The organism is Acinetobacter sp. 24-47-47 (assembly GCF_057737035.1).
The window spans coordinates 1,274,226-1,300,180 of sequence record NZ_CM173216.1; the positions used below are offsets into that span (position 1 = coordinate 1,274,226).

16 protein-coding genes and 7 pseudogenes are annotated in these 25,955 nt (G+C 38.3%); 21 read left to right on the forward strand and 2 right to left on the reverse strand.

What is annotated here, in order from left to right:
- Positions 1 to 138: 138 nt before the first annotated feature.
- A pseudogene (locus AC1M9E_RS05930) lies at positions 139 to 1,070 on the reverse strand (IS5 family transposase).
- A 230-nt stretch (positions 1,071 to 1,300) separates the two neighbouring features.
- Between AC1M9E_RS05930 and AC1M9E_RS05935 the strand changes: the two are divergent.
- The 15 genes and pseudogenes from AC1M9E_RS05935 (at position 1,301) to AC1M9E_RS06005 (ending at position 19,115) form a co-directional block, all read left to right on the forward strand.
- The gene (locus AC1M9E_RS05935) at positions 1,301 to 3,058 is read left to right on the forward strand and encodes a ShlB/FhaC/HecB family hemolysin secretion/activation protein (RefSeq protein WP_488225129.1); all 1,758 of its coding nucleotides are present in this window, start codon (positions 1,301 to 1,303) and stop codon (positions 3,056 to 3,058) included.
- A gap of 11 nt (positions 3,059 to 3,069) precedes the next feature.
- A complete protein-coding gene (locus tag AC1M9E_RS05940) occupies positions 3,070 to 3,585 on the forward strand; it encodes a toxin-activating lysine-acyltransferase (protein WP_481596953.1) in 516 nt (171 codons plus the stop codon).
- Positions 3,586 to 3,620: 35 nt separating this feature from the next.
- A pseudogene (locus AC1M9E_RS05945) lies at positions 3,621 to 4,586 on the forward strand (two-partner secretion domain-containing protein); the annotation flags it as partial.
- 3,198 nt (positions 4,587 to 7,784) lie between these two features.
- Positions 7,785 to 10,400 (forward strand): annotated as a pseudogene (locus AC1M9E_RS05950) (hemagglutinin repeat-containing protein); the annotation flags it as partial.
- 623 nt (positions 10,401 to 11,023) lie between these two features.
- Entirely contained in the window at positions 11,024 to 11,323 is a 300-nt protein-coding gene (gene imm40, locus AC1M9E_RS05955; protein WP_488225130.1) for an Imm40 family immunity protein, read from the forward strand.
- A gap of 76 nt (positions 11,324 to 11,399) precedes the next feature.
- A pseudogene (locus AC1M9E_RS05960) lies at positions 11,400 to 12,680 on the forward strand (VENN motif pre-toxin domain-containing protein); the annotation flags it as partial.
- Positions 12,681 to 13,594: 914 nt separating this feature from the next.
- The gene (locus AC1M9E_RS05965; RefSeq protein ID WP_488225131.1) at positions 13,595 to 13,969 is read left to right on the forward strand and encodes a hypothetical protein; all 375 of its coding nucleotides are present in this window, start codon (positions 13,595 to 13,597) and stop codon (positions 13,967 to 13,969) included.
- Positions 13,969 to 14,526, forward strand: a complete 558-nt coding sequence (locus AC1M9E_RS05970) for a hypothetical protein (RefSeq protein WP_481596955.1) — start codon at positions 13,969 to 13,971, stop codon at positions 14,524 to 14,526. Before AC1M9E_RS05965 ends, AC1M9E_RS05970 begins: the two co-directional genes overlap by 1 nt.
- A gap of 144 nt (positions 14,527 to 14,670) precedes the next feature.
- Positions 14,671 to 14,793 (forward strand): annotated as a pseudogene (locus tag AC1M9E_RS05975) (transposase); the annotation flags it as partial.
- 174 nt (positions 14,794 to 14,967) lie between these two features.
- A pseudogene (locus AC1M9E_RS05980) lies at positions 14,968 to 15,959 on the forward strand (VENN motif pre-toxin domain-containing protein); the annotation flags it as partial.
- A 779-nt stretch (positions 15,960 to 16,738) separates the two neighbouring features.
- Complete coding sequence (locus tag AC1M9E_RS05985; RefSeq protein WP_488212884.1) at positions 16,739 to 17,101, forward strand: hypothetical protein; 363 nt, start codon at positions 16,739 to 16,741, stop codon at positions 17,099 to 17,101.
- Positions 17,102 to 17,141: 40 nt separating this feature from the next.
- Positions 17,142 to 17,801: a VENN motif pre-toxin domain-containing protein gene (locus AC1M9E_RS05990; protein ID WP_488225132.1), complete on the forward strand. Its 660-nt coding sequence runs from the start codon at positions 17,142 to 17,144 to the stop codon at positions 17,799 to 17,801.
- Between the two features lie 204 nt (positions 17,802 to 18,005).
- Positions 18,006 to 18,251, forward strand: a complete 246-nt coding sequence (locus AC1M9E_RS05995; protein WP_481612544.1) for a hypothetical protein — start codon at positions 18,006 to 18,008, stop codon at positions 18,249 to 18,251.
- A gap of 66 nt (positions 18,252 to 18,317) precedes the next feature.
- On the forward strand, positions 18,318 to 18,569 hold the full coding sequence (locus AC1M9E_RS06000; protein ID WP_481596956.1) for a hypothetical protein: 252 nt from the start codon (positions 18,318 to 18,320) through the stop codon (positions 18,567 to 18,569).
- A 213-nt stretch (positions 18,570 to 18,782) separates the two neighbouring features.
- Positions 18,783 to 19,115, forward strand: a complete 333-nt coding sequence (locus AC1M9E_RS06005) for an Imm42 family immunity protein (RefSeq protein WP_481595413.1) — start codon at positions 18,783 to 18,785, stop codon at positions 19,113 to 19,115.
- Position 19,116: 1 nt separating this feature from the next.
- Here AC1M9E_RS06005 and AC1M9E_RS06010 read toward each other — a convergent pair whose 3' ends face one another.
- The gene (locus tag AC1M9E_RS06010; protein ID WP_481595666.1) at positions 19,117 to 19,269 is read right to left on the reverse strand and encodes a transposase; all 153 of its coding nucleotides are present in this window, start codon (positions 19,267 to 19,269) and stop codon (positions 19,117 to 19,119) included.
- 69 nt (positions 19,270 to 19,338) lie between these two features.
- Between AC1M9E_RS06010 and AC1M9E_RS06015 the strand changes: the two are divergent.
- From AC1M9E_RS06015 to AC1M9E_RS06040, 6 genes and pseudogenes are all read left to right on the forward strand, one after another.
- Positions 19,339 to 19,968: pseudogene (locus AC1M9E_RS06015) on the forward strand (methylenetetrahydrofolate reductase C-terminal domain-containing protein); the annotation flags it as partial.
- A 207-nt stretch (positions 19,969 to 20,175) separates the two neighbouring features.
- Positions 20,176 to 20,856, forward strand: a complete 681-nt coding sequence (locus AC1M9E_RS06020) for a GntR family transcriptional regulator (protein ID WP_488225133.1) — start codon at positions 20,176 to 20,178, stop codon at positions 20,854 to 20,856.
- A 214-nt stretch (positions 20,857 to 21,070) separates the two neighbouring features.
- Positions 21,071 to 23,164, forward strand: a complete 2,094-nt coding sequence (locus AC1M9E_RS06025) for a TonB-dependent receptor (RefSeq protein ID WP_488225134.1) — start codon at positions 21,071 to 21,073, stop codon at positions 23,162 to 23,164.
- Positions 23,164 to 24,180 carry an ABC transporter substrate-binding protein gene (locus AC1M9E_RS06030; RefSeq protein WP_488225135.1) on the forward strand — a complete coding sequence of 339 codons (1,017 nt, stop codon included), beginning with the start codon at positions 23,164 to 23,166 and terminating at the stop codon, positions 24,178 to 24,180. Before AC1M9E_RS06025 ends, AC1M9E_RS06030 begins: the two co-directional genes overlap by 1 nt.
- Entirely contained in the window at positions 24,177 to 25,193 is a 1,017-nt protein-coding gene (locus AC1M9E_RS06035) for a FecCD family ABC transporter permease (RefSeq protein ID WP_488225136.1), read from the forward strand. Before AC1M9E_RS06030 ends, AC1M9E_RS06035 begins: the two co-directional genes overlap by 4 nt.
- Complete coding sequence (locus AC1M9E_RS06040) at positions 25,190 to 25,954, forward strand: ABC transporter ATP-binding protein (RefSeq protein WP_488225137.1); 765 nt, start codon at positions 25,190 to 25,192, stop codon at positions 25,952 to 25,954. The genes AC1M9E_RS06035 and AC1M9E_RS06040 overlap by 4 nt, the downstream gene beginning before the upstream one ends.
- The last annotated feature ends 1 nt before the right edge of the window (position 25,955 follow it).

Sequence of the window (25,955 nt, forward strand, 5' to 3'; positions counted from 1 at the left end):
GAGTTAAGGGTTTTTTATTGCTTTGTTTAACGTCATATAACTTCATATGGGAACACGCTCTGTGTATCCTTGTTTGTATCCTAAATGGCTTTGTTGCACAAAGATTTGAAAGGCAAAGAGCCCCTAATTGAGCCAAATTTAAGGCGTAACTTGGGTAAGTGGTCGACCTAATTCCGTAAATCTGTTGAGGACCGCTACACGTGCATGAACCTCATTGACTTGGCTATCAAAGCTCCTTGCACTTAGTTTATCTCCTAATAATTTGATGCATTGCATTTTAGTCTCAACCAAACTTCGGCGATGATAGCCTGACCATTTTTTCCATAGAGTCCTACCTAAACGATTAACTGTTTGAAGTAATTCATTTCGTGCTAGCGAGCTGCTCTTTGTATCTTTCCATGGTTTCGCATTTTTTCTAGGTGGAATCACCGCATGCGCTTGCCGATCTGCAATGGCCTGACGGCATTGCTTGGTGTCATAAGTTTTATCGGTATAAACAGAGTCAATCTGCTCATCTTGTGGAATCTGATCTGTAAATCACCTAGTACCTGTGAATCACTGATATTATTGGTTGTGAGCTGAATAGCTCGTATTTGAAGAGTTTCAGCATCTATAGCAATATGTAGCTTACGCCATTGGCGACGATATTCAGGTCCATGTTTTTTGCGTTTCCATTCACCCTCACCTACAAACTTCAAGCCTGTAGAGTCCATGAGTAGATGCAGCCCATAGCTACTTTTTTGGTAGCTGATTGCAATATCAATATACTTTTGTCTTCTACAAAGCGTACTGTAATCTGGCGCTGTCCAATTTAATCCGCAAAGTTTAATCAGACTTTGCACAAAGCCAGTGACCATACGTAAAGACAGATGGAATAAGGATTTAATCATTAAGCTGAATTGGATGGCTGCGTCGGAGTAGGTTTGATTTCGTCCTTGTTTGCCTTTTGATAGAGCATACCATTGCGTAGTAGGATCAAACCAAATGGCAATATTTCCGCGATTAATGAGTGCTCGGTTATATGCGGGCCAATTGGTTGTGCGGTAGATTTTGTGTGTAGGCTTCTTCATTTGAAAATTATATGGCTGAAGAAGCCCTTAAGAATAGCTTTCTGCAACAAAGCCCCTCTAAGCTAAGAATATTTTAAAATGATGCTATTACGAATAAAAATCAATTAAAGCTTTAAAATTATTATAAGAATCATTTGATTATAAATATCTATTAAACAAAGGGTTTACAGATGTTGTAAAATAAACTTTTAATTGTTAGATTTATCGCAAATTTAATACAAAGTGACAACATGTTTACAGAAAAATTATTGTTCAAGGGGATACTTCTAAGTATTGGTGGAGGGATATTTATTTCATCTGCACATGCACAAAATTTTGACCCTGCGATTGATGGACTTATACGAAATCAAGAACGCCAAGCAGAATTAGAAAAAATCATACAACCTTCGGCAGATGTAAATTTAGATGCTGTACACCAAAAAGAAAGCTTGAAACTTCACGAAATAAAAGAAGAAAAATGTTTTGATATTAATGAAGTAAAACTAAATGGTGAAATGAGTGATAAGTTTAGTAAATACTTAACACAAGCTTTAAAAGAACTCGAATTTAAGTCTGGCATGTGTATAGGTGAGCAAGCTGTTAATTTGCTCATGACTAAAACACAAAACATCATTATTGGTCGTGGCTATACCACAACACGTATTTTGGTAGCCCCGCAAAACTTAAGTACGGGTACGTTAGAACTGACTGTTATTCCTGGTTTGGTTCGAGAAATCAAACTCGATTTAAGTGATGAAGATAATACCCGCGCCGGCCGAATTCAATATGCGAAAAACATATTCCCAATTAAAAATAGTGATGTGCTGAATCTACGAGATTTAGAACAAGGCTTAGAAAATTTAAAACGTGTGCCTACTACAGAGGCTGATATTCAAATTGTCCCTGCTGATGCACCGAATCAGAGTGATGTCATCGTCAAATGGAAACAAAGAAAAATTCCAATCCGTGTGACTCTAAGTGCGGATGATGCAGGAAGTCGCCAAACAGGTAAATATCAAGGTAATATAACAGTCTCGTTAGATAACCCTTTATTCCGAAGTGATTTATTTTATATCACAGTTGGTCGCAACTTAGCGGATCAACAAAAAATCACAGATCAGCATGGTACGACTGTAGAAAGTGGTACTAATAACTATGCACTGCATTACTCAGTACCGTATAAAAACTGGCTCATTAGTGCTAATGCAAGCCAATACAACTACGACCAAGCCGTTGCCGGAGCGAATAACGTCTATAACTACAATGGTGAAAGTAAAACACAAGATCTAGGTGTAACACGATTGTTATATCGCGATGCGAAAAGAAAAACTTCAGCAAGCTTTAAAGGTTGGCATCGAGAATCAAAAAGCTTCATTGATGATGCAGAGGTGAGCATTCAAAGACGTGATGTTTCAGGCTGGCAATTCAATATAGATCATCGAGAATATATAAAATCATCGGTACTTGATTTGAGTCTTGGGTATAAACGCGGGACAGGTGCTTTTAGTGCTTTACGTGCCCCGGAAGAAGCCTTTGATGAAGGTTCTTCACGCATGAAAATTTGGACATTAGATGCCAATCTAAATGTCCCATTTCAATTTGAAAAACAAAACTATAACTACTCCAGTTCAATCAGAGCACAGTACAACGATACACCATTAACCATGCAAGATCGTATGTCAATTGGTGGGCGTTATACAGTACGTGGTTTTGACGGGAACATGACTTTAGCTGCTGACCGTGGTTATTACTGGCGTAATGATTTAGCGATGTCAATTTTCCCAGCACACCAATTTTATATTGCATTAGATGCAGGGCATGTCGATGGACAGTCAGCAGAATTGCTACTGGGTAAAACCTTAATTGGTGGTGCAATGGGTTTCAGAGGACAGTTCAAAGTCGGTGGGAATTTCTATTATGACGTATTTGCAGGTAAGCCGATTAAGAAGCCTGAGTACTTTCAAAATTATGACATGAACTATGGTTTTAGTGTGAATTACTCATTCTAGTTGAGGCCATTATGAAAATTGGAAATATTAGTTTAATTGCACCATCACATTACCCTCATGAGCATTGGAGTGAAGCTGAAGTATTGGGTTCATTGATGTGGTTATGGCAATACGTGCCCAGCTTAAAGGATGCACCCTTAAGTTACTTAATGACGAGAGTTGTGCCTTATATACAGAATAAGCAATTTGTTGTGTGTGTTGAAAATGGTCGAGTCATTGGCTATGTCAGTTGGGCATTTTTAAATAATGAAACTGAAAAAAAATATATACAAAGCCAAGGTCTACCGTTGTCAATCAATGAAAGTAACAGTGGTGATCGTTTATGGATTATAGATTGGTTTAGTCCATTTGGCCGTAGTAAAACAATGAAGAATCTAGTCGCACAACAACTGTTTCCTAAAAATGGTATGAGATCGCTTTATCACAGAGGTAGAGAGACAGGTTTAAGAGTTATGACATTCAAAGGCGATTTAATGAGTGAGCAAGATTTTAACGATTGGCAAAACAAATACGCACTTGCTGAATAATTTATTTAAAAGATTAAAGAATAGGTAATTGAAAAATGAATAAGAACTTTTATAAAACGATTTTCAGTAAAACACGTGGTGAAATGGTCGTTGTTGCAGAAAATGTGTCTGCAGAAGGACAAACAAGTAATTCAAACATCACACATTTAGAGCTAGACACAGAATCTACAGCTGAAAAAAGTTTAGGCTTAAAAGTTCTATCATTTTCCATCATGCTTTTGACGGGCGTTGCAAGCATTGGTATGACCACAGATTTAGCAGAAGCCAATGTGATTGCAGACCCAAATGCAGCAGGGAATCAAAGACCGACGATTATTAACAGCGCTAATGGTACCACCCAGGTGAATATTCAAACGCCAAGCCAAGCTGGTGTTTCAATGAACCACTACGAACAATTTGATGTGAATAAAAATGGGGTGATCCTCAATAACAGCCGTCAAAATGCTCAAACGCAATTGGGTGGTTATATCCAAGGTAACCCTTGGCTTGCAGTCGGTGAAGCTAAAGTCATTGTGAATCAAGTTAACTCAACCAATGCCAGTCACCTTAATGGCTATATTGAAGTGGGTGGACGTAAAGCCGATGTAATTATTGCCAACCCATCTGGAATTAATGTTGATGGTGGTGGATTCATCAATGCTGGTGCAGTTACGTTAAGTACGGGTAATCCGTTACTAAATAATGGTGCGGTTACAGGCTTTCAAGTTCGCGATGGTTTAATCAATATTACAGGACAAGGATTAGATACCAGTACAGCAGACTACACGCGTTTACTTAGTCATGCAGCACAAATTAATGCAGGTGTATGGGCAAAAGACTTGCAAATAGTCACAGGTCAAAATGACATTGATGCACAAAGTAATATTAAAAGTATAGGTAATGCAAGCAGCGGTACAACGAACAACACACCAAAATTTGCCATAGATACAGGTAGCTTAGGGGGAATGTACGCAGGTAAGATTAGCCTGATTAGTACAGACAAAGGTGTGGGTATTAATAATGCAGGGCAAGTGTTTGCTTCTGCTGGCAGTATTAAAATTAGTGCAGATGGACAACTACAAAACAGTGGTTCAGTTGTTGCACAACATAAAGAAGATCCTCAACAAGCAACATTAGATATTCAAGCTACAGAGTTAAATAACAGTGGCAGTATTTCGAGTTTGGGTAAGCAAAGCATACAAACGACAAACCTGAATAACACTGGTTTGATAGCAACTTCTGGTGAATTGAATATTCGAAATAAAGAAACCATTCAAAACCAAGGCGAACTCAATGCAGGTCGTGTTGATCTAGAAACAAAAGATCTGAAGAACAGTTCAGGTAAAGTTGTTCAAACAGGCTTACAGGACTTAGCGATTGATGCAAAAACACTTAACAATAAAAACAAAGGCTTAATTGGTTATACCGAAATTAATCAAGACACAGGAACAAACCCTAGTACAGGCACAGGTGGTGGAAATACAGGTGGCTCAGGTGCAGAAACAGAAGCCCCAAGCACTGCGACAGGCGGCGGTAGTACCAGTTCAGCCAATTCGTCTATTACAGCGAGTTTTGCCCAAGGTAAAATTAAGGCGGACAGCATTGAAAATGATGCAGGGAAAATCACGGCAAATGGTGGGGTAAGTTTAACGCTCAATCAAGGTTTGGATAACAGTGATGCGACATTAAACTTAAATACTTTGAATGTTCAGGGACAGCATTTTAAGAATAATCACGGTGTGATTACAGCACAAGATGCCAGAGCTAAAACAAAAGATGTTGATAACACTACAGGTAAAATTCAAGTCGTTCAGCACCTGAGTATTGAGAGTGAACAACTTAAAAATACACAAGGACAAATCCTTACGGGTAAAACATTAAGTATTCGTACAGGTGACCTAAATAATAACGAAGGTGAGCTTCTTTCATCACAAGATTCAGACATTCAAGCAAATGATGTTCAGAATACAGCAGGTAAAATTTTAGCGAATCAAAATGTAGCGATTGATGCAACATCAATTACAGCTGATGGGCAACTCAGTGCAGGCAATGATTTAAAGCTGAAGTTAAAAGAGAGCTTCACGACGAAAAATAAAATTGAAGCAGGAAACAATTTAAAAATTGAGACTGTGGGTAATTTGGTAAATACAACAGAATTACAAGCAGGATCAAAATTAGAACTTAAAGCCAGTGATATTGATAATAAAGATACAGGTAGAATCATTGCCAATAACGGTACCCTTATTCAAAGTGAAAACTTAACCAACCGTGGTGAAATTAACAGTAATGGTCAAACATTAGTTGAGCTGACGAGTACTTTAAATAATATTGGCACAGGTCGTATTTATGGTGACCATGTTGCAGTAGCTGCAAATAAAGTGCTCAACCAAGAAGAAACTGTTGATGAAACAATAGCTGCTGTGATTGCAGCACGAGATCGATTAGATTTGGCAGCGCAAGATATTGTCAATAAAGAAAAAGCATTGATCTCAAGTGAAGGCAATATGGTGATTGCTGGCACTTTAGATGAAAACAAACATGCGGTTGGACAAGCACAAAGTATCAATAATAACAGTGCTAAAATTGAAGCAGGTGCCGACTTAACGATTTCAAGTCGATTGTTGAGAAATACCAATGAGCATTTGCAAACTCAAATAAAAGAAGTTGATCGTCAATATATAGTTGAATATGAAGCACAGGGGCAGAATCAACGCTATCTAGAAGGTAGCCAAGCTGAACTAGGTTGGAAGATTGGCAATGATGAGTCGGATCATCTTGTGACACCAGATGGTCAATGGCATGAAAATTGGCATCGCTATAATTACGAAAAAATTAAAGACCAAACACAAGTTGTAAATTCTGCCCCTGGTCAAATCCTCGCTGGAGGAAATATTAAAATTACGGGTGACGTATTATTGAATTCGGACAGTCAAATACTGGCTGGGGGATTACTAGATGTTAAGGTTGGTGATTTAGACAATCATGAAACATTAGGTCAAACAATTATACGTGATGAGGGAACTTTAACAAATTTTTGGAGAGATCATAAAAAAGGCACGGATGTAACAGGGTCAAATACTTCTGCATATAGACCTGCACCAATGATTACAGAGTTAAATTTAGGTGTGTTGAGTTATCAAGAACATGTTCAGGGATTATCAACAACGAATCCTAATACCCAACTTAATACAAATTCAACACTTGAAAATGATATTACGGTTCGCACAATTGATGTAAATACGTCTTTACCAAGTAGTAGTTTATTTAATACTAATCCAGCTAATCCTGAATATTTAATAGAAACTGATCCAGCTTTCACAAATTATAAAAAATGGCTAGGCAGTGACTATATGCTCAAATTATTGAGTTTAGAACCTCAAAATCTGCATAAACGTTTAGGCGATGGTTACTATGAACAAAAAATCACGACTGAACAAGTGAGTCAGTTAACTGGTCGACGCTTTTTAGATGGTTTCAATAGCAGTGAAGAACAATTTCAGCAATTGATGCTGAATGGCGTAACAACTGCACAAGCAATGCAACTTAAAGTCGGGATAGCTTTAAGTGTAGAACAAATTGCTAAATTAACCAGTGATATTATTTGGTTGGTGGAAAAGCAGATCACTTTGAATGATGGAAGTATTGAAACTGTACTAGCTCCACAGGTCTATGTAAGGTTGCAGAATGGAGATATTAATGGCAATGGCGCATTACTAGCAGGCAGTAATACCGCCCTGAATGTTGAAAATAGTCTTGTTAACAGCGGTACAATAGCAGGTCGAAATGCACTAGTGATTCAAGCAGATGGTATCCAAAACCTCGGTGGACGATTAACAGCAGATCAGCTTTCGGCTAAAGCTAAGAAAGATATTAATAATTTAAGTGGGACCATTGATGCTAAGCAAAAGTTATTCTTAGATGCTGGTGAAAATATCAATATTGTCACTGAAACCAATACAACAGAAAGTGATCAGGGTTCAAACACGCATTTAAACCGTCAAGCTGGTGTTTATGTAACAGCTAAAGGTGGACAAGGCATACTTGCATTAAATGCAGGAAAAGATATACAACTCAATGCTGGTGTTATTACAAATGCCAGTGAAGAGGGTATTACACAACTTAATGCCAAAAATAATATTAACTTGGGAACGACACAAGTCAGTCAGAAACAACAAAATATTAAAGATTCAAATAATTATATTAAACGTAGTGAGTCTGGAGAAATTGGTAGTCAGATTCAGGCAAATAACGATATTCAGCTTAATGCAGGAAATGATATTAATTTACGTGCATCTGAAGTCAATAGTGCAACAGGGAATGTTGTTGCTCAAGCACAAAATATCAATATTGAATCTGGTGAATATACAAAAGTTGCTGATGATGCTTTAAAAACGAAGAGTAAAGGCTTTGCGAGTACAACGACTCGAATATTCAAGGACAGCTCTGAACAAACACAAGCTGTAGCTAGTGTCATTGGTGGTGAGAATATTTACTTAAATGCTGAAAAAGATATCTCTGTAAAAGGTAGTCATGTTATTGCAGATCAAGATACCAATTTAAGCGCAAAAAATAACATAAAAGTGGAGTCGGCACTTACTCAGTCTACTGAAGAGAGTTTTTATAGTAAGAAAAAATCAGGACTATTTAGCAGTGGTGGTATAGGTGTTACTGTAGGTCAGATAAAAGAAAGTACAGATAACAACAATCAACAATTCACAAGCAATGCTTCATCAGTTGGAAGTTTAGCTGGTCATACAAACATTATCGCTGGCAACACCTATCAACAAACGGGGAGCACAGTATTAGCACAAGAAGGTGATGTAAATATCTTGGCACAACGTGTCAATATAGAAGCAGCCAACGAGCAAAATACCAATGATTATAAGCGTGAAATGGAACAGAAAGGCTTAACGCTTGCTGTAAACGTGCCAATCGTGCAACAAGTTGAATCTGTTTTAGATTCAGCAAAACAAGTGGGTCAAAGTAAAAATGATCGTGTTAATGCAATGGCAGCAGCCAATGCAGTCTTCGATACCTACAAAGCAGGACAGTCCATAGGCAAATTAAATGATGTTCTTACTGGCTCTGCTACTTTGAACCAATCGGTAGAGGTTGGGGTGAGTCTAACGTATGGCGAACAAAAGAGTGTAGAAACAAGCCATACACAAAGTAATACAGCTGTTCAAAGTAAAGTGAGCGCTGGAGGCACAACAAACATTGTAGCAAGTGGTGCAGGGGGAGATTCCAACATTAATATCCTTGGTTCTGATGTTGTTGGATTGAATGGTACCCACTTGGTAGCAGATAACGATGTCAACATCAAAGCCGCTGAACAAAGTAGTATTGAACAATCAAATAACAAGAGTTCAGGTTGGAATGCCGGTGTAACTATCAGTAACCAAACAGGTTTGGGGGTGACAGCAGGAGGGAATCTTGGAAAAGGCAAAGGTGATGGCACTAATACAAGCTATGTCAATAGTCATGTCGGTTCAAAAGACAGTTTAACGACAATTAGCAGCGGTAATGCAACCAATATTATTGGTGGTCAGGTACAAGGCAAAGGTGTACAAATTGATGCCAATGAACTGAATGTTGAAAGCTTACAAGATAAAGCGACCTATAAGAGCAAACAACAAGATGTTTCAGGGCAATTCAGTGTCGGTACCAATGGCGGTAATGCATCGGGTAGCTTTAGTAAGTCGAATGTTGATGCAAATTATGCCTCAGTTAATGAGCAATCAGGGATCTTTGCTGGAGATGATGGTTACCAAATCAATGTGAAGACTAATACTGATTTAAAAGGTGCTTTAATCACCTCATCTCAACAAGCTGAAAACTTAAAAAATAATAGTCTAAATACTGGGACTCTGACTAAATCAGATATTCAAAATATCAGTGAATATGATGCTAAAGGGATTTCACTGAGTGCTGGATTAAATGCGACTAAATCTGATCAGGGTAAACTCGGTACTGTAATATCAGCGCCTGAAAAAATTGATCAACATGCTTCCACAATCCAAGGTGTAAGCAAGTCGATTGGTTTTGGTGTGGACAGTGATAAAAACAGTAGTGTGACGCAAAGTGGAATTAATACGTCTAATATCACGATTAGAGAAACAGTTCGTCAAGAAGAGCTAACAGGAAACTCTGCTGGGCAGATGAAGTCAGAAATCCTCACACATGTCACAACAGATACAGCACGTGAAAACAGTGGCGCATTGCAAAATAACTTTGATCGAGATCAAATTCAAAGTGAAATTAATTTACAGATGGATGTGACGAAGCAATTTGATGCGAACCGCCAAGAAGTACGTACTGAAATTAATAAAAAGCTAGATGAAGCCCAAAAAGCAAAAGAAGCAGGAACACTGAGTCAAGCTGAGTTTGACAAGAAACAGCAACAACTTCAAACCTTAGGAATATTAGTCGATAGTATTTCAGCAGGATTATCAGCCCCAACGAGCAGTGGCTTAGGTATAGCAGCCGCAACAGCAAGTCCTAAACTCAGCTATGAGATTGGGCAATATTTCAAATCAAATGATAGTGAAGGAAGTGCAGCGCATATTTTAGCGCATACTGTATTGGGTGCGGCAGTTGCAGCAGCAGGTGGCAATAATGCTTTAACGGCAGGTTTGGCAGCAGGTGGAGCAGAAGCATCGGCACCTCTACTAGCTAAATACTTATATGGTAAAGAAGCAAAAGACTTAACTGCTGATGAGAAAGGAACGGTAAGTGCGATTACAGGTTTGGTGGCATCAGGTTTAGAAGCGACTACAGGCGATGTAAGTTCTACAGTGCAAAGTGGGCAGGTTGCGCAGAATGCGGTTGATAATAATGCTTCCATTGCTGGTGCTTATGCCAAGAAAAAATCTGAACAATACAATGATCTTTGTAAACAAAGTGGTATTTCTGCTGGACAGTGTAGTGAATGGACTGGTCAGCGAATTATAAATAATTCGAAAGAACTAGCAATGATCATAGTTCCTACAGAAATATATGAATTAATTCCTGTTGGTAAAGGGGTTGGAATAATAAGTAAAGCCACAGGTAAAGTAATAGCAAAATTTGATGATGCGAAACAAGCCGAGAAAGTTTTAGAGAATATTAAAGTCAGCAAGAAAGCGAGAGAATCATCGAATTTTAAAAAATATAGTGAAGATATACGAAACAAATATTTTGAAAATATTAATAGTCAAAACTTTTTTGAAAATACTAAATATACCTCCAAGGTTAATGCACAAATCCAAAAAGATAATTATCATGGTTTTCCTGCTACGATAGACGAATTGGCTAAAAAGTATGGAAAAACAACAGTATTTACAGGATCAAAAGATGGGGTGCCACGTCTAAAATTGGAGTTAGAGGGGAATTATAATGGTAGAAAAGGTACTTTTGAATATCTTCGTAATCATGATGGTACTATTAATCATCGATTGTTTGTTCCAAATAAGGATTAACTATGTTAAGTGAAGTTTTAGAGATCTATGCAAAAGATGGTTTGACATTAAGAGATAATGGCTTAAAGGAGGCAGTTATCAGCATTAATGCATCTCTTGAAGTGCTTGAATTGTTTACAAATTTTAACATTTTAATTCTAGGAGGTGACATTTATGAAAAGCAACCTGATGGTAGCTTCAAAAATGCTTACACCGATTGGTATTATGAAGGGGATTGTGCTTTAGAAAGCATAGAGGTTGCAAAGAGTTTTTTATCAAAAATTAATAGCGATCTCTTTGTTTCATTTGTATTTAATATTTAGATAATGTGAGGTTTGCTTGGGCCAATGATTTGAATCGTTGGCTTATTTTAAAAATAATGATAGTGGTGAATTATAAGGCAAAGGTGTACAGATTGATGCCAATCAGCTGAATCTTGAAAGTTTGCAAGATACGGCCACTTATAAGAGCAAACAACAAGATATTTCAGGCCAAATTAGCGTTGGTACCAATGGTGGTAATGCATCGGGTAGCTTTAGTAAGTCGAATGTTGATGCAAATTATGCCTCAGTCAATGAGCAATCAGGGATCTTTGCTGGAGATGATGGTTACCAAATCAATGTGAAGAATAGCACTGATTTAAAAGGTGCTTTAATCACATCAACGCAAAAAGCTGAAAACTTAAAAAATAATAGTCTAAATACTGGCACTCTGACTAAATCTGATATTCAAAATATCAGTGAATATGATGCTAAAGGGATTTCACTGAGTGCTGGATTAAATGCGACTAAATCTGATCAGGGTAAACCCGGTACTGTAATATCAGCGCCTGAAAAAATTGATCAACATGCTTCCACAATCCAAGGTGTAAGCAAGTCGATTGGTTTTGGTTTGGACAGTGATAAAGACAGTAGTGTGACGCAAAGTGGTATTAATACGTCTAATATCACGATTAGAGAAACAGTTCGTCAAGAAGAGCTGACAGGAAACTCTGCTGAGCAGATCAAGTCAGAAATCCTCACACATGTCACAACAGATACAGCACGTGAAAACAGTGGTTCATTGCAAAATAACTTTGATCGAGATCAAGTTCAAAGCGAAATTAATGTACAGATGGATGTGACGAAGAAGTTTGATGCGAATCGTCAAGAAGTACGTACCGAAATTAATAAAAAGTTAGATGAAGCTAAAAAAGCTAAGGAAGCAGGAACACTGAGTCAAGCTGAGTTTGACAAGAAACAGCAACAACTTCAAACCTTAGGAATATTAGTCGATAGTATTTCAGCAGGATTATCAGCCCCAACGAGCAGTGGCTTAGGTATAGCAGCCGCAACAGTGAGTCCTAAGCTTAGCTATGAGATTGGGCAATATTTCAAATCCAATAATAGTGAAGGAAGTGCAGCGCATATTTTAGCGCACACTGTGTTGGGCGCGGCGGTTGCAGCAGCAGGAGGCAATAATGCACTGGCTGCGGGTATTTCTGCAGGTGGAGCAGAAGCATCAGCACCTCTACTAGCTAAATATCTGTATGGTAAAGAATCACAAGATTTAACAGCTGATGAGAAAGGAACGATTAGTGCAATCACTGGTTTGGTTGCATCTGGTGTAGGTGCAAGCACTGGTGAGGTGGCTTCGACTGTGCAAAGTGGGCAAGTGGCCCAAAATGCAGTGGATAATAATTACCAGACCAGAGCTACTCTTAAAGCTGTGAATAAACATCTGCAAAAATGTAGTGCGAATGATAGAGCTTGTATTGAGCAAGGAATTTCAATATTAAGAAAGACCGACCAAATGCTTGATAAAGCTTTCAATAAGTGTGTGCAAAAAGCTGATGCTGCTTGTGTAGAACACCATTTAAAAAATATTTTGGCAAGTGATGTTTCACCGGAAATGAAAGAGATTGAACAACAGCTAAGAAGACTAAAAGTTTCAATTGAAGCAAAAGGGCTTCTCAATGAAACTAGTGGATTTTCAATACAAGCAACGAAGCAATTAGATTTCTTGAGATATGCACAAAGAAGTTGCCAAAACATGACGTATGGTGCTTGCAGTACAAAATATAATGGTTTAAAGCAAAGCGCAGCAGAAAAAATATTGATTCCAGCAAAATCAGCTGTTTTAGATTATATGGTAGGGGAAAAACCAAGAACAGGAGCAAGTTACTATATTGCTGGTTTTGGTTATGTTGCGACAGAAATATTTTTCCCTGAAAGTGCAACAGATCTAGCTTTAATGGCAGTAGGTGGTGGAACAGCTAAAGGAGTCAGTCTAGCCAATAAGGAGGCAAAAGTAGCAGATGGTTTAATTCAGCGACAAAAAATTGAGAATAACGCTAATGTGGAGAATCCTAGTTTTGGAGACTCATCAGTACGTGACTTTCAATCCGGTACAACGTATAGGGCGGAAAATATTAATGCTGGACAAGTAACAGATAGAGATGGATTAGTACGAGTAAATGAAAATCTTATTGGAAATAATCCAAAAACATTAATGATCAACAGGTTGGTGGTAGTTATCATCCTACAGGTTATCCAGCATGGAAAGCAGGCACAACTGTAACTGATCGAAGAGTAATTCAATCCGAAAAAATGCGAATGGTGATTGATGAAGTTCAATACTCTAACATGGTAGAAGCTATCAAAAAAGGAGAAAATCCGGCACAGAAATTAGGTGGTTGGGCGACAAAAGAACAGGTTAATTCTGTTGCAGATATGAGAAATAAACTTGCAATAACTGAAGAGTTTAAGCCTAGTATTAATGAATCATCTGGTAAGCCAAATAAATTTTATGTGGTTGAATTTGAAGTACAGCCAAGTGTGGGTATACGAGAAGGAAGAGCAGGCTCTATGTATGATTATAAGACTGGTAAAACTCTACCAGGTAATGCTCATCAGATTAATTTCGTAGATAAATCTCCTTACACGAACCCTGAGCTATTTAAAATTAGCTCGACAAGAGAGATTAAATAATGAAAACAATACAGAAAGTAATAGAGACAAATGTTTTTGAAAATGGAGAAATTTATGAATTTATGAATTATCCTGAATATGATTCTGATATTTCGCTCAATATTTTTAATAATTTATTATTGAAGAATGAGCAAATTACTGCTTTAGAAAAAAAAATTATTTATAGTGATGGTAGTGAGTATATTTTACCTATTGCGGAGAGTGTTCATGTTTTATTAGATTGTAAATGCTTTTTGATTATTTTTAATAACCAGCCTTCTAAGTTAAGTAAAAAAATAGAATATCCTTGGTACTTCTTAAGACCAAACAACGCTGCTGTATACAATTCGGATGGTAGTTTAAGACATCAATTAATTATTCCAAAAGATCTAATCAACTTAACTAAGATCGGAAAAGAAGATTGGTATATACATTCTCCTTATTATGGTGATTTTCCTAATTTTCAAGGGTTTGGAGTAATGGTTACTAATGATTTGTATTGGCCTGATTTGTGTTTTTGTATATATGATGGTACACCGAATTTAATTTGGACAGAATATACTCAAGCGCGACGATGATATTGTGTAACGGATTTAAAAGGGTATTTCTTGAAAACCCATTCAGTTGAAGATGCAAAGTATGATATTTTTTGATTGAGTGATTAGCCGCCTATTTTATAGAGACCTTTTAGTTAGATAAAATGGCAAATTAACGAGGTGCTTATGAGCAATAAACCATACCCTGAAAAATTTAAAATTGAAGCAGTAAAACAGGTCACAGAGAAAGGTCATAGTGTTGCTGATATCGCATCACTTTTAGGTATAACTACACATAGTCTTTATGCATAGATTAAACGTTATGATCCACAGCAGCCCAAGATCACAGAATCTAATGATCCAAGTGCATAATTAACAAATTTAAAAAAATAACTGCAATGACTCAGCGAAGAAAGGGCTATATTAAAGAGGTCGCGGTGTACTTGGCAAACCAGTCCAAATGAGGTACGCCTTTATTCGGGACAATATGATGCTAAAGGGATTTCACTGAGTGCTGGATTAAATGCGACTAAATCTGATCAGGGTAAACCCGGCACTGTAATATCAGCGCCTGAAAAAATTGATCAACATGCTTCCACAATCCAAGGTGTAAGCAAGTCGATTGGTTTTGGTTTGGACAGTGATAAAGACAGTAGTGTGACGCAAAGTGGTATTAATACGTCTAATATCACGATTAGAGAAACAGTTCGTCAAGAAGAGCTGACAGGAAACTCTGCTGAGCAGATCAAGTCAGAAATCCTCACACATGTCACAACAGATACAGCACGTGAAAACAGTGGCGCATTGCAAAATAACTTTGATCGAGATCAAGTTAAAAGCGAAATTAATTTACAAATGGATGTGACGAAGAAGTTTGATGCGAACCGCCAAGAAGTACGTACTGAAATTAATAAAAATTTAGATGAAGCTAAAAAAGCCAAGGAAGCAGGAACACTGAGTCAAGCTGAGTTCGACAAGAAACAGCAACAACTTCAAACCTTAGGAATATTAGTCGATAGCATTTCAGCAGGCTTGTCAGCCCCAACGAGCAGTGGCTTAGGTATAGCAGCCGCAACAGTGAGTCCTAAGCTTAGCTATGAGATTGGGCAATATTTCAAATCCAACAATAGTGAAGGAAGTGCAGCGCATATTTTAGCGCATACTGTATTGGGTGCGGCAGTTGCAGCAGCAGGAGGCAATAATGCACTGGCTGCGGGTATTTCTGCAGGTGGAGCAGAAGCATCAGCACCTCATATCTGTATGGTAAAGAATCACAAGATTTAACAGCTGATGAGAAAGGAACGATTAGTGCAATCACTGGTTTGGTTGCATCTGGTGTAGGTGCAAGCACTGGTGAGGTGGCTTCGACTGTGCAAAGTGGTCAATTAGCTCAGAATGCGGTAGAAAATAATGGATTTTCAATTATTGATGAGAATTATGGGCAGGTAGTTAAAGAAAATACTAAAGAGAAATTTTCTTGTCCAACTGGATATATCTGTCCGATACCTGAGAAAACCATAGGTGAAAAGGGCTTATTGGTTATTAATGATTTAACGATTAGACAATTGGCTGCTGCTTTAGGTGCGACATATGATCCTTTAACAGGGGATTTTATTACTCCAAAAGAAAGACAAGATGCTAAAGTTGCCATGCTTGGCTTAGGTTTCTCAAAGACACTCAATGGGCCAATTAAATTAACTGATGAAGCATTTGAGAATATTGGGAAAAAATATGGTAGTGACATTACGAAATTATTAAAAGAACCTGAGGCAGATTTTGCTGGTCGAATTCCTGTTCGACCTAGAGATGGCTATACTGAAGTTGGTACAAACCAAATTGATACACCTTTAGGGAAACATTTAATTGATGCGACAATTAATAAAAAATCCAAAGTAATTTCTGGAGGGCATAATGCTGATAATTTTTATGATGTCCTTAAGAGTAGTGGTGGGAAAGTAATTGGTAATCCAAATCAAGTCACAAAAGGTATCTCTGATATTAAATATCAACTACCAAATGGAAGAGTTGAGACAAAAACAGTTTATGATCCGAAAGTGTACAGTGATAAACAAATGGCAACGATGGCAAATGAAGCAGCAGCAAAAGCAATTGTAAATTATGGGGTAAATGGAAATAAAATACAGCATGTAATAGTGAATGGGATTACTTTTAGAGTACCGATTAGCTCATATAGAGGGGCTAATTATGTTCCATCAGCATTCCCTATAAACCCTACTTCTAGAGGAGTTAATTAATGATAGGTTATATTAATGAAGAGGGCTCTTCAGCAGATCTAATGCCTTTGCTTTGGTGCTTGGGTTTTGGAATAATAGGGGGACAAGACCTAGAATATTATTTGAGAGGTATTATAGGTAAAGATCCTATGGAGCCTGTTGGAGGTGATCCTGGTTGGAGTTTAGTTCCTGAGTTACAAGAAGATGGTACAACCATTTATTGTGCTTGGGTTCATGAAATGATGGGTTTAGAGCCGAATGAAGGTGATTATGAAGAAATTATTGTAAAGTTCTATATCCGGCAAGGATTAGAAAATGTTTTAAAAGAGCAACCAAATAGAAGCGTAGAAATTGAAAAAATATTCAAAAAGTACAGTTTATAAAAAGCTAGACGAAGCCTAAAAAGCTAATGAAGCAGGAACATTGAGTCAAGCTGAGTTCGACAAGAAACAACAACTTCAAACATTAGGCATATTAGTCGATAGCATTTCAGCAGGATTATCAGCTCCGACTAACAGTGGCTTAGGAATAGCAGCCGCAACAGCAAGTTCTAAACTCAGCTATGAGATTGGACAATATTTCAAATCAAATGATAGTGAAGGAAGTGCAGCGCATATTTTAGCGCACACTGTGTTGGGCGCGGCGGTTGCAGCAGCTGGTGGAGCAGAAGCATCAGCACCTCTACTAGCTAAATACCTATATGGTAAAGAATCCAAAGATTTAACAGCAGATGAAAAGTCAACGATTAGTACGATTACAGACTTAGTTGCTTCAGGTGTTGGTGCTACTGCTGGAGATGTAGCGAGTACAGTGCAGAGTGGGCAGGTTGCGCAGAATGCCGTGGAGAATAATTATCAAACCAGAGCTACTCTTAAAGCTGTAAATAAACACCTTCAAAAATGTAGTTCGAATGATAGAGCATGTATTGAGCAAGGAATTTCAATATTAAGAAAGACCGATAAAATTCTTGATAAAGCCTTCAATGATTGTGTGCAAACGGGTAATTCTGCTTGTGTAGAACAACATCTAAAAAATATTTTGGCAAGTGATGCTTCACCAGAAATGAAAGAAATGGTGAAATAATTATAACGATTAAAAATATCAGGACAGGTTACAGGCTTATTAAATGACACCATTGGTTACACAAGTCAAGCAATAAAAGATATAGAAGCCGTCCGTTCAGGTCAGGATGTAGGTTCCGTCAGTGGTGCTACTACAAATTTTATTGGGCCCACACCTGAAAAAACTTTAGGTAAGCGAACTCTTGCTTGGGCTAATGAGCTTACTTTGAAACAAATTTGGGCTACAGTTGGTTTGAAGAATGATTTCCTAACAGGTCAGGAAATTACAGAGAATGAAAGACAACTTGCAATCGCTTCAATAGGCATACCACAAAGTCAACTTAAAAATGGCAGTTTAGTAAGGATTGATATATCTAATCCAAGATCTGCAGGTTTAAGACTACCATCTGGTAATGAGGCTGGTGCAAATAGTCAGTGGATTCCTGAGGGTAAATTACTAATGGTAGTTTAGAGGCTGTTATTGATGCAACAAAGGTCAGGAAAGACATGTTAAAGGTCAGAAAAATAGGAAATTAAAATGAAATTTAATTTTAGAGATATATATGTATCAAAAGAATTAAAATTTAGTGTTGGGATTGAAGAAGGAATGAAAAAATATTATGTATCTTTTCTAGTTCCGACTCATAATAGGCAAAGTGATTATGAAATATATTATTGGTTACCAGCAAGCTATTTAGAATATATTTACGCTGAACCCGAAAAAATTTATCCATTTATTTTAGAGTGCGACAAAGGGCTACATAAAGAAATGGAAATAGATTTAACTTAAAAAACTATACTAATTTCGTTTAGATTGCTGTTTTTTAATAAAGGGCGTTTGACTGACTTTTCAAAGGAAATATTCATCAGTTCACATATGAAGGACTGGCTCAAATACTTACCATTGGGCTGGCAGTTCAGATGGTGCCAGAAATTCTTTAAAGTTAGATAATAAAACCAAAGCCATTTTGCGTAAAAATGGATGGAAGTCAGAGGCACTAGAATGATTTTAAAGTTTAATGATGATTTTTTTGTTCAATGGGATGTAATTTTTGCATTAAATGATGGATTAAATTTAGGAATATTTAGTTTTTGGATTCAGGATAAATGTTATCCAGGGAAAGGAATTAATATCACTTTGAACTCTATTTTTTATACTTTGGTCAGTAACATTGAAGTGATTAATAATCTAAAAAAAGATTTTGGAGAAAAGCCTATTAATGAAATTGATTTTTCATCTTTGGATGGTGATAATTTTGTTTGGATTGATACAGGGGAGTTATTTCAATTTGGTTTTGGTTTAGGGCTTGGTTTTAATAATAGAGTTCTATCATAAGTCATTTTTTATTCAGTTCCATGGTATAGATCCCAGCAATTAAATTGAATCTTAAGCCTAATCTTTTGCCTCGATTACGATATCGCTCGGCAAGGATTTTGAAGGTCTTCAAAGTCCCAAATACATGCTCAATCCCAATTCTTCTTTTATTGATTTCTTGATTGTAAACTTTTAGCTCAGGTTCTAGTTTACAGTGCTTTTTGGCTTTTTGGCTTTTTGGCTTTTAGGTTTTAATGGTGTTCATCTTTCAGCATGCGAAAATTCAGAAGAACAGAAGGTTCTGCAAAATTATATTGAGCAATATCAACATGATGATTTAGAGGAACTTGAAGCACGCTGGAAATCTCTTTGGCAGATTAAGACTGGAGATGAGTTTGTTCCAGAATTAACTTATGATGCGCGTCAACCGACATTAGGTCAGCTGATTAAATATCATCATTTGCATGTCATGCATAAAGCCCTTTTTGAGTCCAAAATCTCTAAAGGTGTAGGTAGGTTTATTTTTAAAGCGTCCTTTTGAGATAATGAGTTGGCATCAAAAACTTTGTTAAAAACCGAATTTAAGTCAAAACATATGGTTGTGGGCTGCGAAAATTGTGGTCAATGTAGATTGGCTGATACTTTATATATTTGCTCTGAAACATGTCCTAAAGGACTTGCAAATGGTCCTTGCGGTGGCACCACATTAGATCGATGTGAGTTTGGAGATCGGGAATGCATTCACTCTGTAAAAGCCCGATTAGCCAAAGCCGTAGGACAAACTGACGTTTTAAAAGATACCCTGATTGCAACCGTACCCGTTGAAGTTCGTGGAACCAGTTCTTGGAAAAATTGGTTTTTGGGAAAAGTTTAAGTCTTTTCAATTTCTTGTATGGGTTGATTTATAGTATTGAAATGCAATTATTAATTAGCGTTATATAGGGGCTTAAATTAAATTATCCTATAAATCTAAAAGCCAAAATTTAATCTATTTTCCTATATATCAATATTTACTGATTCTTAAATTCTCATGATGACTCTATAATTTATTTATTACATAGATGTAAAACGAGAATTAAGGATGAGCATAACGCCCATTAAGTCAGGCACTGGCAATTTAGCTAATGTGATTTATCAACAAATAAAGGATGATATTTTTAGCTTTAAGCTCAAACCTGGACAACGTTTTACTGAAACGGACCTTTCTGAAAAGTATGAGGTCAGCCGTACCCCAACACGGCAAGCACTGTATCGTCTTGAACAGGAAGGCTATGTGAATGTGCATTTCCGCAGTGGTTGGGAAATTAAGCCTTTAGATTTTACCTTTTATCAGGAGCTCTTTGATTTACGTATGATCTTGGAAAAAGAGGCTGTTAAACGTTTATGCGTAATGGATCATGAGCAATCTGAAGAATTACAGAATTTAAAGCGATTATGGCTTGTAGACGAACAGGACTATAACCAGAACACCAAAGCATTGGTGCTGCAAAGTGAAGATTTTCATTGTGCCTTGGTTAGAGCTGCAGGAAATCGTCAAATCGCCAAGATTCATCATGAAATCAGTGAAAAAATCCGAATTGTGCTCAGTCTAGGCGCCATGCGTGAATTCGATATCCAGCATGCTTATCAAGATCATGCTGCAATACTTAGATGTATTTTAGCTCGTGATGCTGATGGGGCGATCCATTTAGCAGAACATCATGTCTTACATAGTATTGAGGACGTGAAGAAAATTACTCTTAAAATATTTTCGACTGATTAGGATAAATTATTAAAAAAATGCCAATTTTAAAAAATTGGCATTTTTTTTGCCTCTAATTCATATCTTGTATACAAGAATGTACACAAAACTAATCCAGCGATGCCAGCACAACATTTGCTTAGTTTTAGTGCATAGATTTAATGAATAGTGCACCAATTTGAATTCAATATTTGTAAACGCATCAATATTGTGCGTATAAATGAGGATAGTTTTTTTGAGATCTCGTGTAACTTTATTAATAGGTTTAACTGGCATCAATCAAGGGGTGTTTGCAACAGATCAGGTCAAAATCCTAGATACGATTTATGTCAGCACAGCTTTAGCCTCAGAATCTACACAGCACGCTCAAGCGCTTACCAAATTTCAGCATGATCTATTGGATATCCCGTTTAATAAAAGCCATTTGTCGCAAGACGTTATCCAGCAGCAAGATATTCAGCGCATGGATCAAGCCCTCAGCATCGTGAGTGGGGTATTGCATCAAAATAATTATGGTGGGGGCTTTTGGGATAACTATTCATTCCGAGGATTCCAAGGCAATCCCAATATGGGGGTGGATGCCATTCGTAATGGGCTGAGTGTCAATCGTGGCATTTCTGCACCTAAAGATATGGTCAATATTGAATCACTGGATTTTTTAAAAGGTCCCAGTGCCGCACTGTATGGACGTGGTGAGGTCGGTGGGGCATTGGATGTCACCACAAAAAAACCAAAATGGACGTCAGAAACAACGCTTAATCTTCGTGGAACAACACAAGATGAATATCGTTTAAGTCTAGAGCAGACCGCGCCAATCAGCGATGCGTTGGCGTATCGAATAGCCGCTGCAATGGAAGATAACCAGTCTTTCCGTGATCATGTCAGTAGCCAACGTTTATTTGTCACGCCACAATTCTCATGGAAATTATCTGAAAATACCCAAGTGGATTTAGATACTGAATTTACCCAGCATCTAGGCACATTTGACCGTGGTATCACGGCTGTCAACAACCAGTTATTGATGGATCCAAAGACCTTTACGGGTGAGCCTTCTGATGGTGATATGCGCGTCAAAGACAATCTCTATCAAGTACGATTAAAGCATCAGCTCAATGACGCATGGCAGATGAATGCTGCGATCAGTTATAAAGATGCGCAAATGGTCGGCTATTCAACAGAACCACGCAAATTACAGGCCGACCTTGAAACATTAGAGCGTCAGCGTCGTCATCGTGATTATCAGACCGAGGATATGCTGCTCCAAGGTGAATTACTTGGTCAACTGCAACTCGGTCATGTTCAGCATGAATTGGTACTCGGTGCAGAAACAGGGCGTTTGGACTTTATGCAACGTCAGTTGCGCCTCAATCACTCGGCTGCTCAGCCGAATTGGATCAACATTTACCATCCCGTTTATGGCCAATTTAGTCTTGAACTGCCTTTACATACTGATTCGGATGAACGTCAGCAGTACATGGCTGTGAATGTACAAGATCAGGTCTTTTTTAATGACCAATGGAATATGTTATTCGGAGGTCGATTCGATCTTGTCGAACAGCGCTTCATCAACTATCGCACGCAGTTCAAGGATCAGAGTACAGCACAAAAGTTTAGCCCACGCATAGGCCTTAATTACCGTCCTACACCAGCACTGTCTGTATATAGCAATTATGGTGAAGCATTTTCCATGAATAATGGCATGGGTCGTACAGGGGAGACGTTTGCACCTGAAACAGCGAAAAGCTATGAAATCGGCGCGAAATACCAATGGCAAGATCACAGTATGCTTAGCATCGCCTTGTTTGATATGAGCAAAAAAAATGTCCTGATGACGGATGCCATTGATCCAAACTATGAAGCTGCGGTTGGTGAAGTGAAAAGCAAAGGGCTCGAAATTGACTTCAACCATCGTATCAATGACCAGATGATGGTGTCAGCAGGCTACGCCTATATGGATGCCAAAGTCAGCAAAGATGATGTGTTACCTGCAGGCTCAGCACTGAGCAACGTACCCAAACATAGTGCACATGTCATGGCAAGTTATGACCTTTGGCAAAATACGCAACATGCAGCAGGTCTAAATTTCAACCTCAATTATGTCGGGCAACGGAGTGGAGACAGCCCAACCAATACGGCTAATGGTTTCAGCTTACCTGCCTATACCGTATTGAACCTTGGGGCTTATTACCAAGCAAATCCAAATTTACGCTATCAACTGAATATTCATAATCTGTTAAACGAGGAATATTATCTATCCAGTTATAGCCATGTATGGATTCAACCCGGTGAGCCGATCAAAGCAGCGTTATCGGTACAGTGGCAATACTAATGCAAAGATTTATTGTCCTTTTACTGAGCTGTGTACTGTTGGGTTGTTCGGCAACAGAGCAACCGATATCAGCAAAAATACAAAGCCCAACATCGCACTGTGTGGTTGATAGCTCAGAGACCGAAGTCTGCCTAGCTCAGCCAGCACAGCGTATTGTGTCCTTGTTTGAATCAGGTTTAGACGGGCTATATATGTTGGGGCAGGGTGCAAAGGTCGTGGGGATTCCTGCTGAGGTCTATTTACAGACCTTGTTATTTAATGCTTATTCCAAAATGGATCCACGTATTGCCAATAAGCAACTCGCTACACCTTCACAAGGCTCAAATGCCACCAACATTGAAAGCTTAATGCTATTAAAGCCAGATTTGGTGATTTTAGGTAGTGGGCAAACACAAACCATTCAATTGCTTCGACAATTTGGTATTGCAGTCTATGTGATGGAATCAGGCACTTACGATCAGGTGAAAGAAGAGCTGTATGAAATTGCACAGCTTACAGGTGCTGAGCAACGGGCTAAAGAAATTCTGGATTTTTCAGATGTGCTTCTGGCTGAAGTGGCACTCAAAACCTCAAAGCAAAAATATAAGCAATCAATATATTACGCATGGTCAGGTGGACGAATTTATTCAACCTCAGGCCGTAAATCGATTACCAATGATTTTATTGAATTGGCAGGGGCTTACAACGTGGTTAAAACGGAGACCAATCAACCGAATGTCAATCCAGAAACGTTGATTGAGTGGAATCCTGACAATATTGTACTGTGGAATACCGACCCAAACCTGATTTATCAGCGTAAAGAATTGCAAGGTCTAAAAGCAGTACAACAACAGAAAGTGTTTAATCTCAGCCCTGCATTTATCTATAACCCACATACCATCAAAATTCTTGTGACTGCGATTTATCTGCATCATCACATTTACCCTGACACCTCAGACTTAGCAGTTGAAGCCTTGCAACTCAAAATTTTAGAGAAACTCTATGGTCAGAAAATTGCCAAGGAGTTGATGTCATGAATAAGGCAAAATTGAAATACACCTGGTTTTATCCATTGCCGATTCTACTGATTTTTATGTCGCTGTTGCTAGGACCGAGTCAAACATTAAGCGCAGGGGATTATGCACTGTGGTTTATCCAGTGGATGTTGGGTACAGCGTATTTTGATGCGCAACAATTTAGCTTGATGCAAAATATTGTCTTCAATATTCGCCTACCACGCCTCTTATTGACCTTTATGGTCGGGGCGGCTTTGGCAACAGCCGGCAATGGCTTGCAAGCTTTATTCCGCAACCCCTTAGTGGATTCCTATGTGCTGGGGATTTCTTCAGGTGCCGCCTTTGGTGCGGCTTTAGCATTATCTTTGAGTTGGTTATCGCCCAATTTATCAGCATTTATTTTTGGCGTATGTGCAGTGGCATTAACCTATATATTTGCCCGACAAAAACATGAAAGCCAAACTTCGTTGGTGATGGTGATTTTATCCGGCATGATTGTTTCAGGTCTGTTTCTAGCAGGACTGACCATTATTCAATATTTCAGCGATCCTTTTAAATTACAAGCGATTGTGCAATGGACCATGGGGAATTTACATCAAGCATCGTGGCAAAAAGTCCAATATGCGGTTGTGCCGATCACGGTGGCTTTAATGGGCTTATACGCCATGCGTTGGCGCTTGAATTTGATGGCATTGGGAGCTGATGAAGCACAAGCTGTGGGGGTGAATCCGAAGTGGGAGCAACTCATACTGATTGTATTGGTGACGCTATGCACCTCCACTTCAGTAGCTGCTGCAGGCATCATTAGTCTATACGGACTATTTATGCCGCATATTGTGCGCATGCTGGTCGGCCCTGACCACCGCTACAGTATTCCTGCCAACATGATTCTAGGCGGTAGTTTTTTACTGCTGATTGATAATTTTTCACGAGTTTTACTGAGCTTTGAAATTCCAATTGGCATTTTCACCATGCTCCTCGGTGCGCCATTTTTCTTATTATTAATCAAAACACAAAGGACGGCTTGGGCATGATTCATATTGAACAGTTGAACTATGCCTATGGGCATAAACACGTGTTAAAAAATATTCAGCTTGAATTTCCAGCCCATCAGTTCTCGGTGATTTTAGGTCGCAATGGTTGTGGCAAATCGACCCTATTTAAACTGATGGCAGGTTTAGAACAGACCACAGATGGGCAAGTACTTTATGCAGGTCGAGCTTTAGAAAACATAAAAGGTAAAGAAAGGGCCGCGCTACTTGGATTTTTACCGCAGTTCCATAAAACGGTTTTCCCATTTTTAGTTAAAGATGTGGTGATTACAGGTCGGGCTGCATTTAGTCGATTTCGTCCATCTAAACAAGATTGGGACATGGTCGATCAGGCTTTAATTGATCTCGATATCGAACATTTAAAAGAACGCCCTTATACCGAGCTGTCAGGCGGAGAGCGTCAATTGGTGATGATTGCCCGTATTTTGGTGCAAGCACCAAAAGTGATTTTATTAGATGAGCCGACCAATCATTTGGATGTCTATTATCAATCTTATTTGATGAAAAAACTGCGTCAATTGTCACGGCAGAATTTTACTGTGATCGCCATTATGCATGACCCGAATTTGGCATTTTTATTTGCCGATCATTTGTTCTTTATGCGTGAACATGAAGTGATTCGCCCTGATTCAAAAGCGCGTCTCACCGATCCGAAATTTTTAAAAAGCGTCTACGATGTGGAGTTTCATGAAACCATGATTCAAGACAAGACCATTGTTATCCCTGATCATTCTTGGTTGTAAA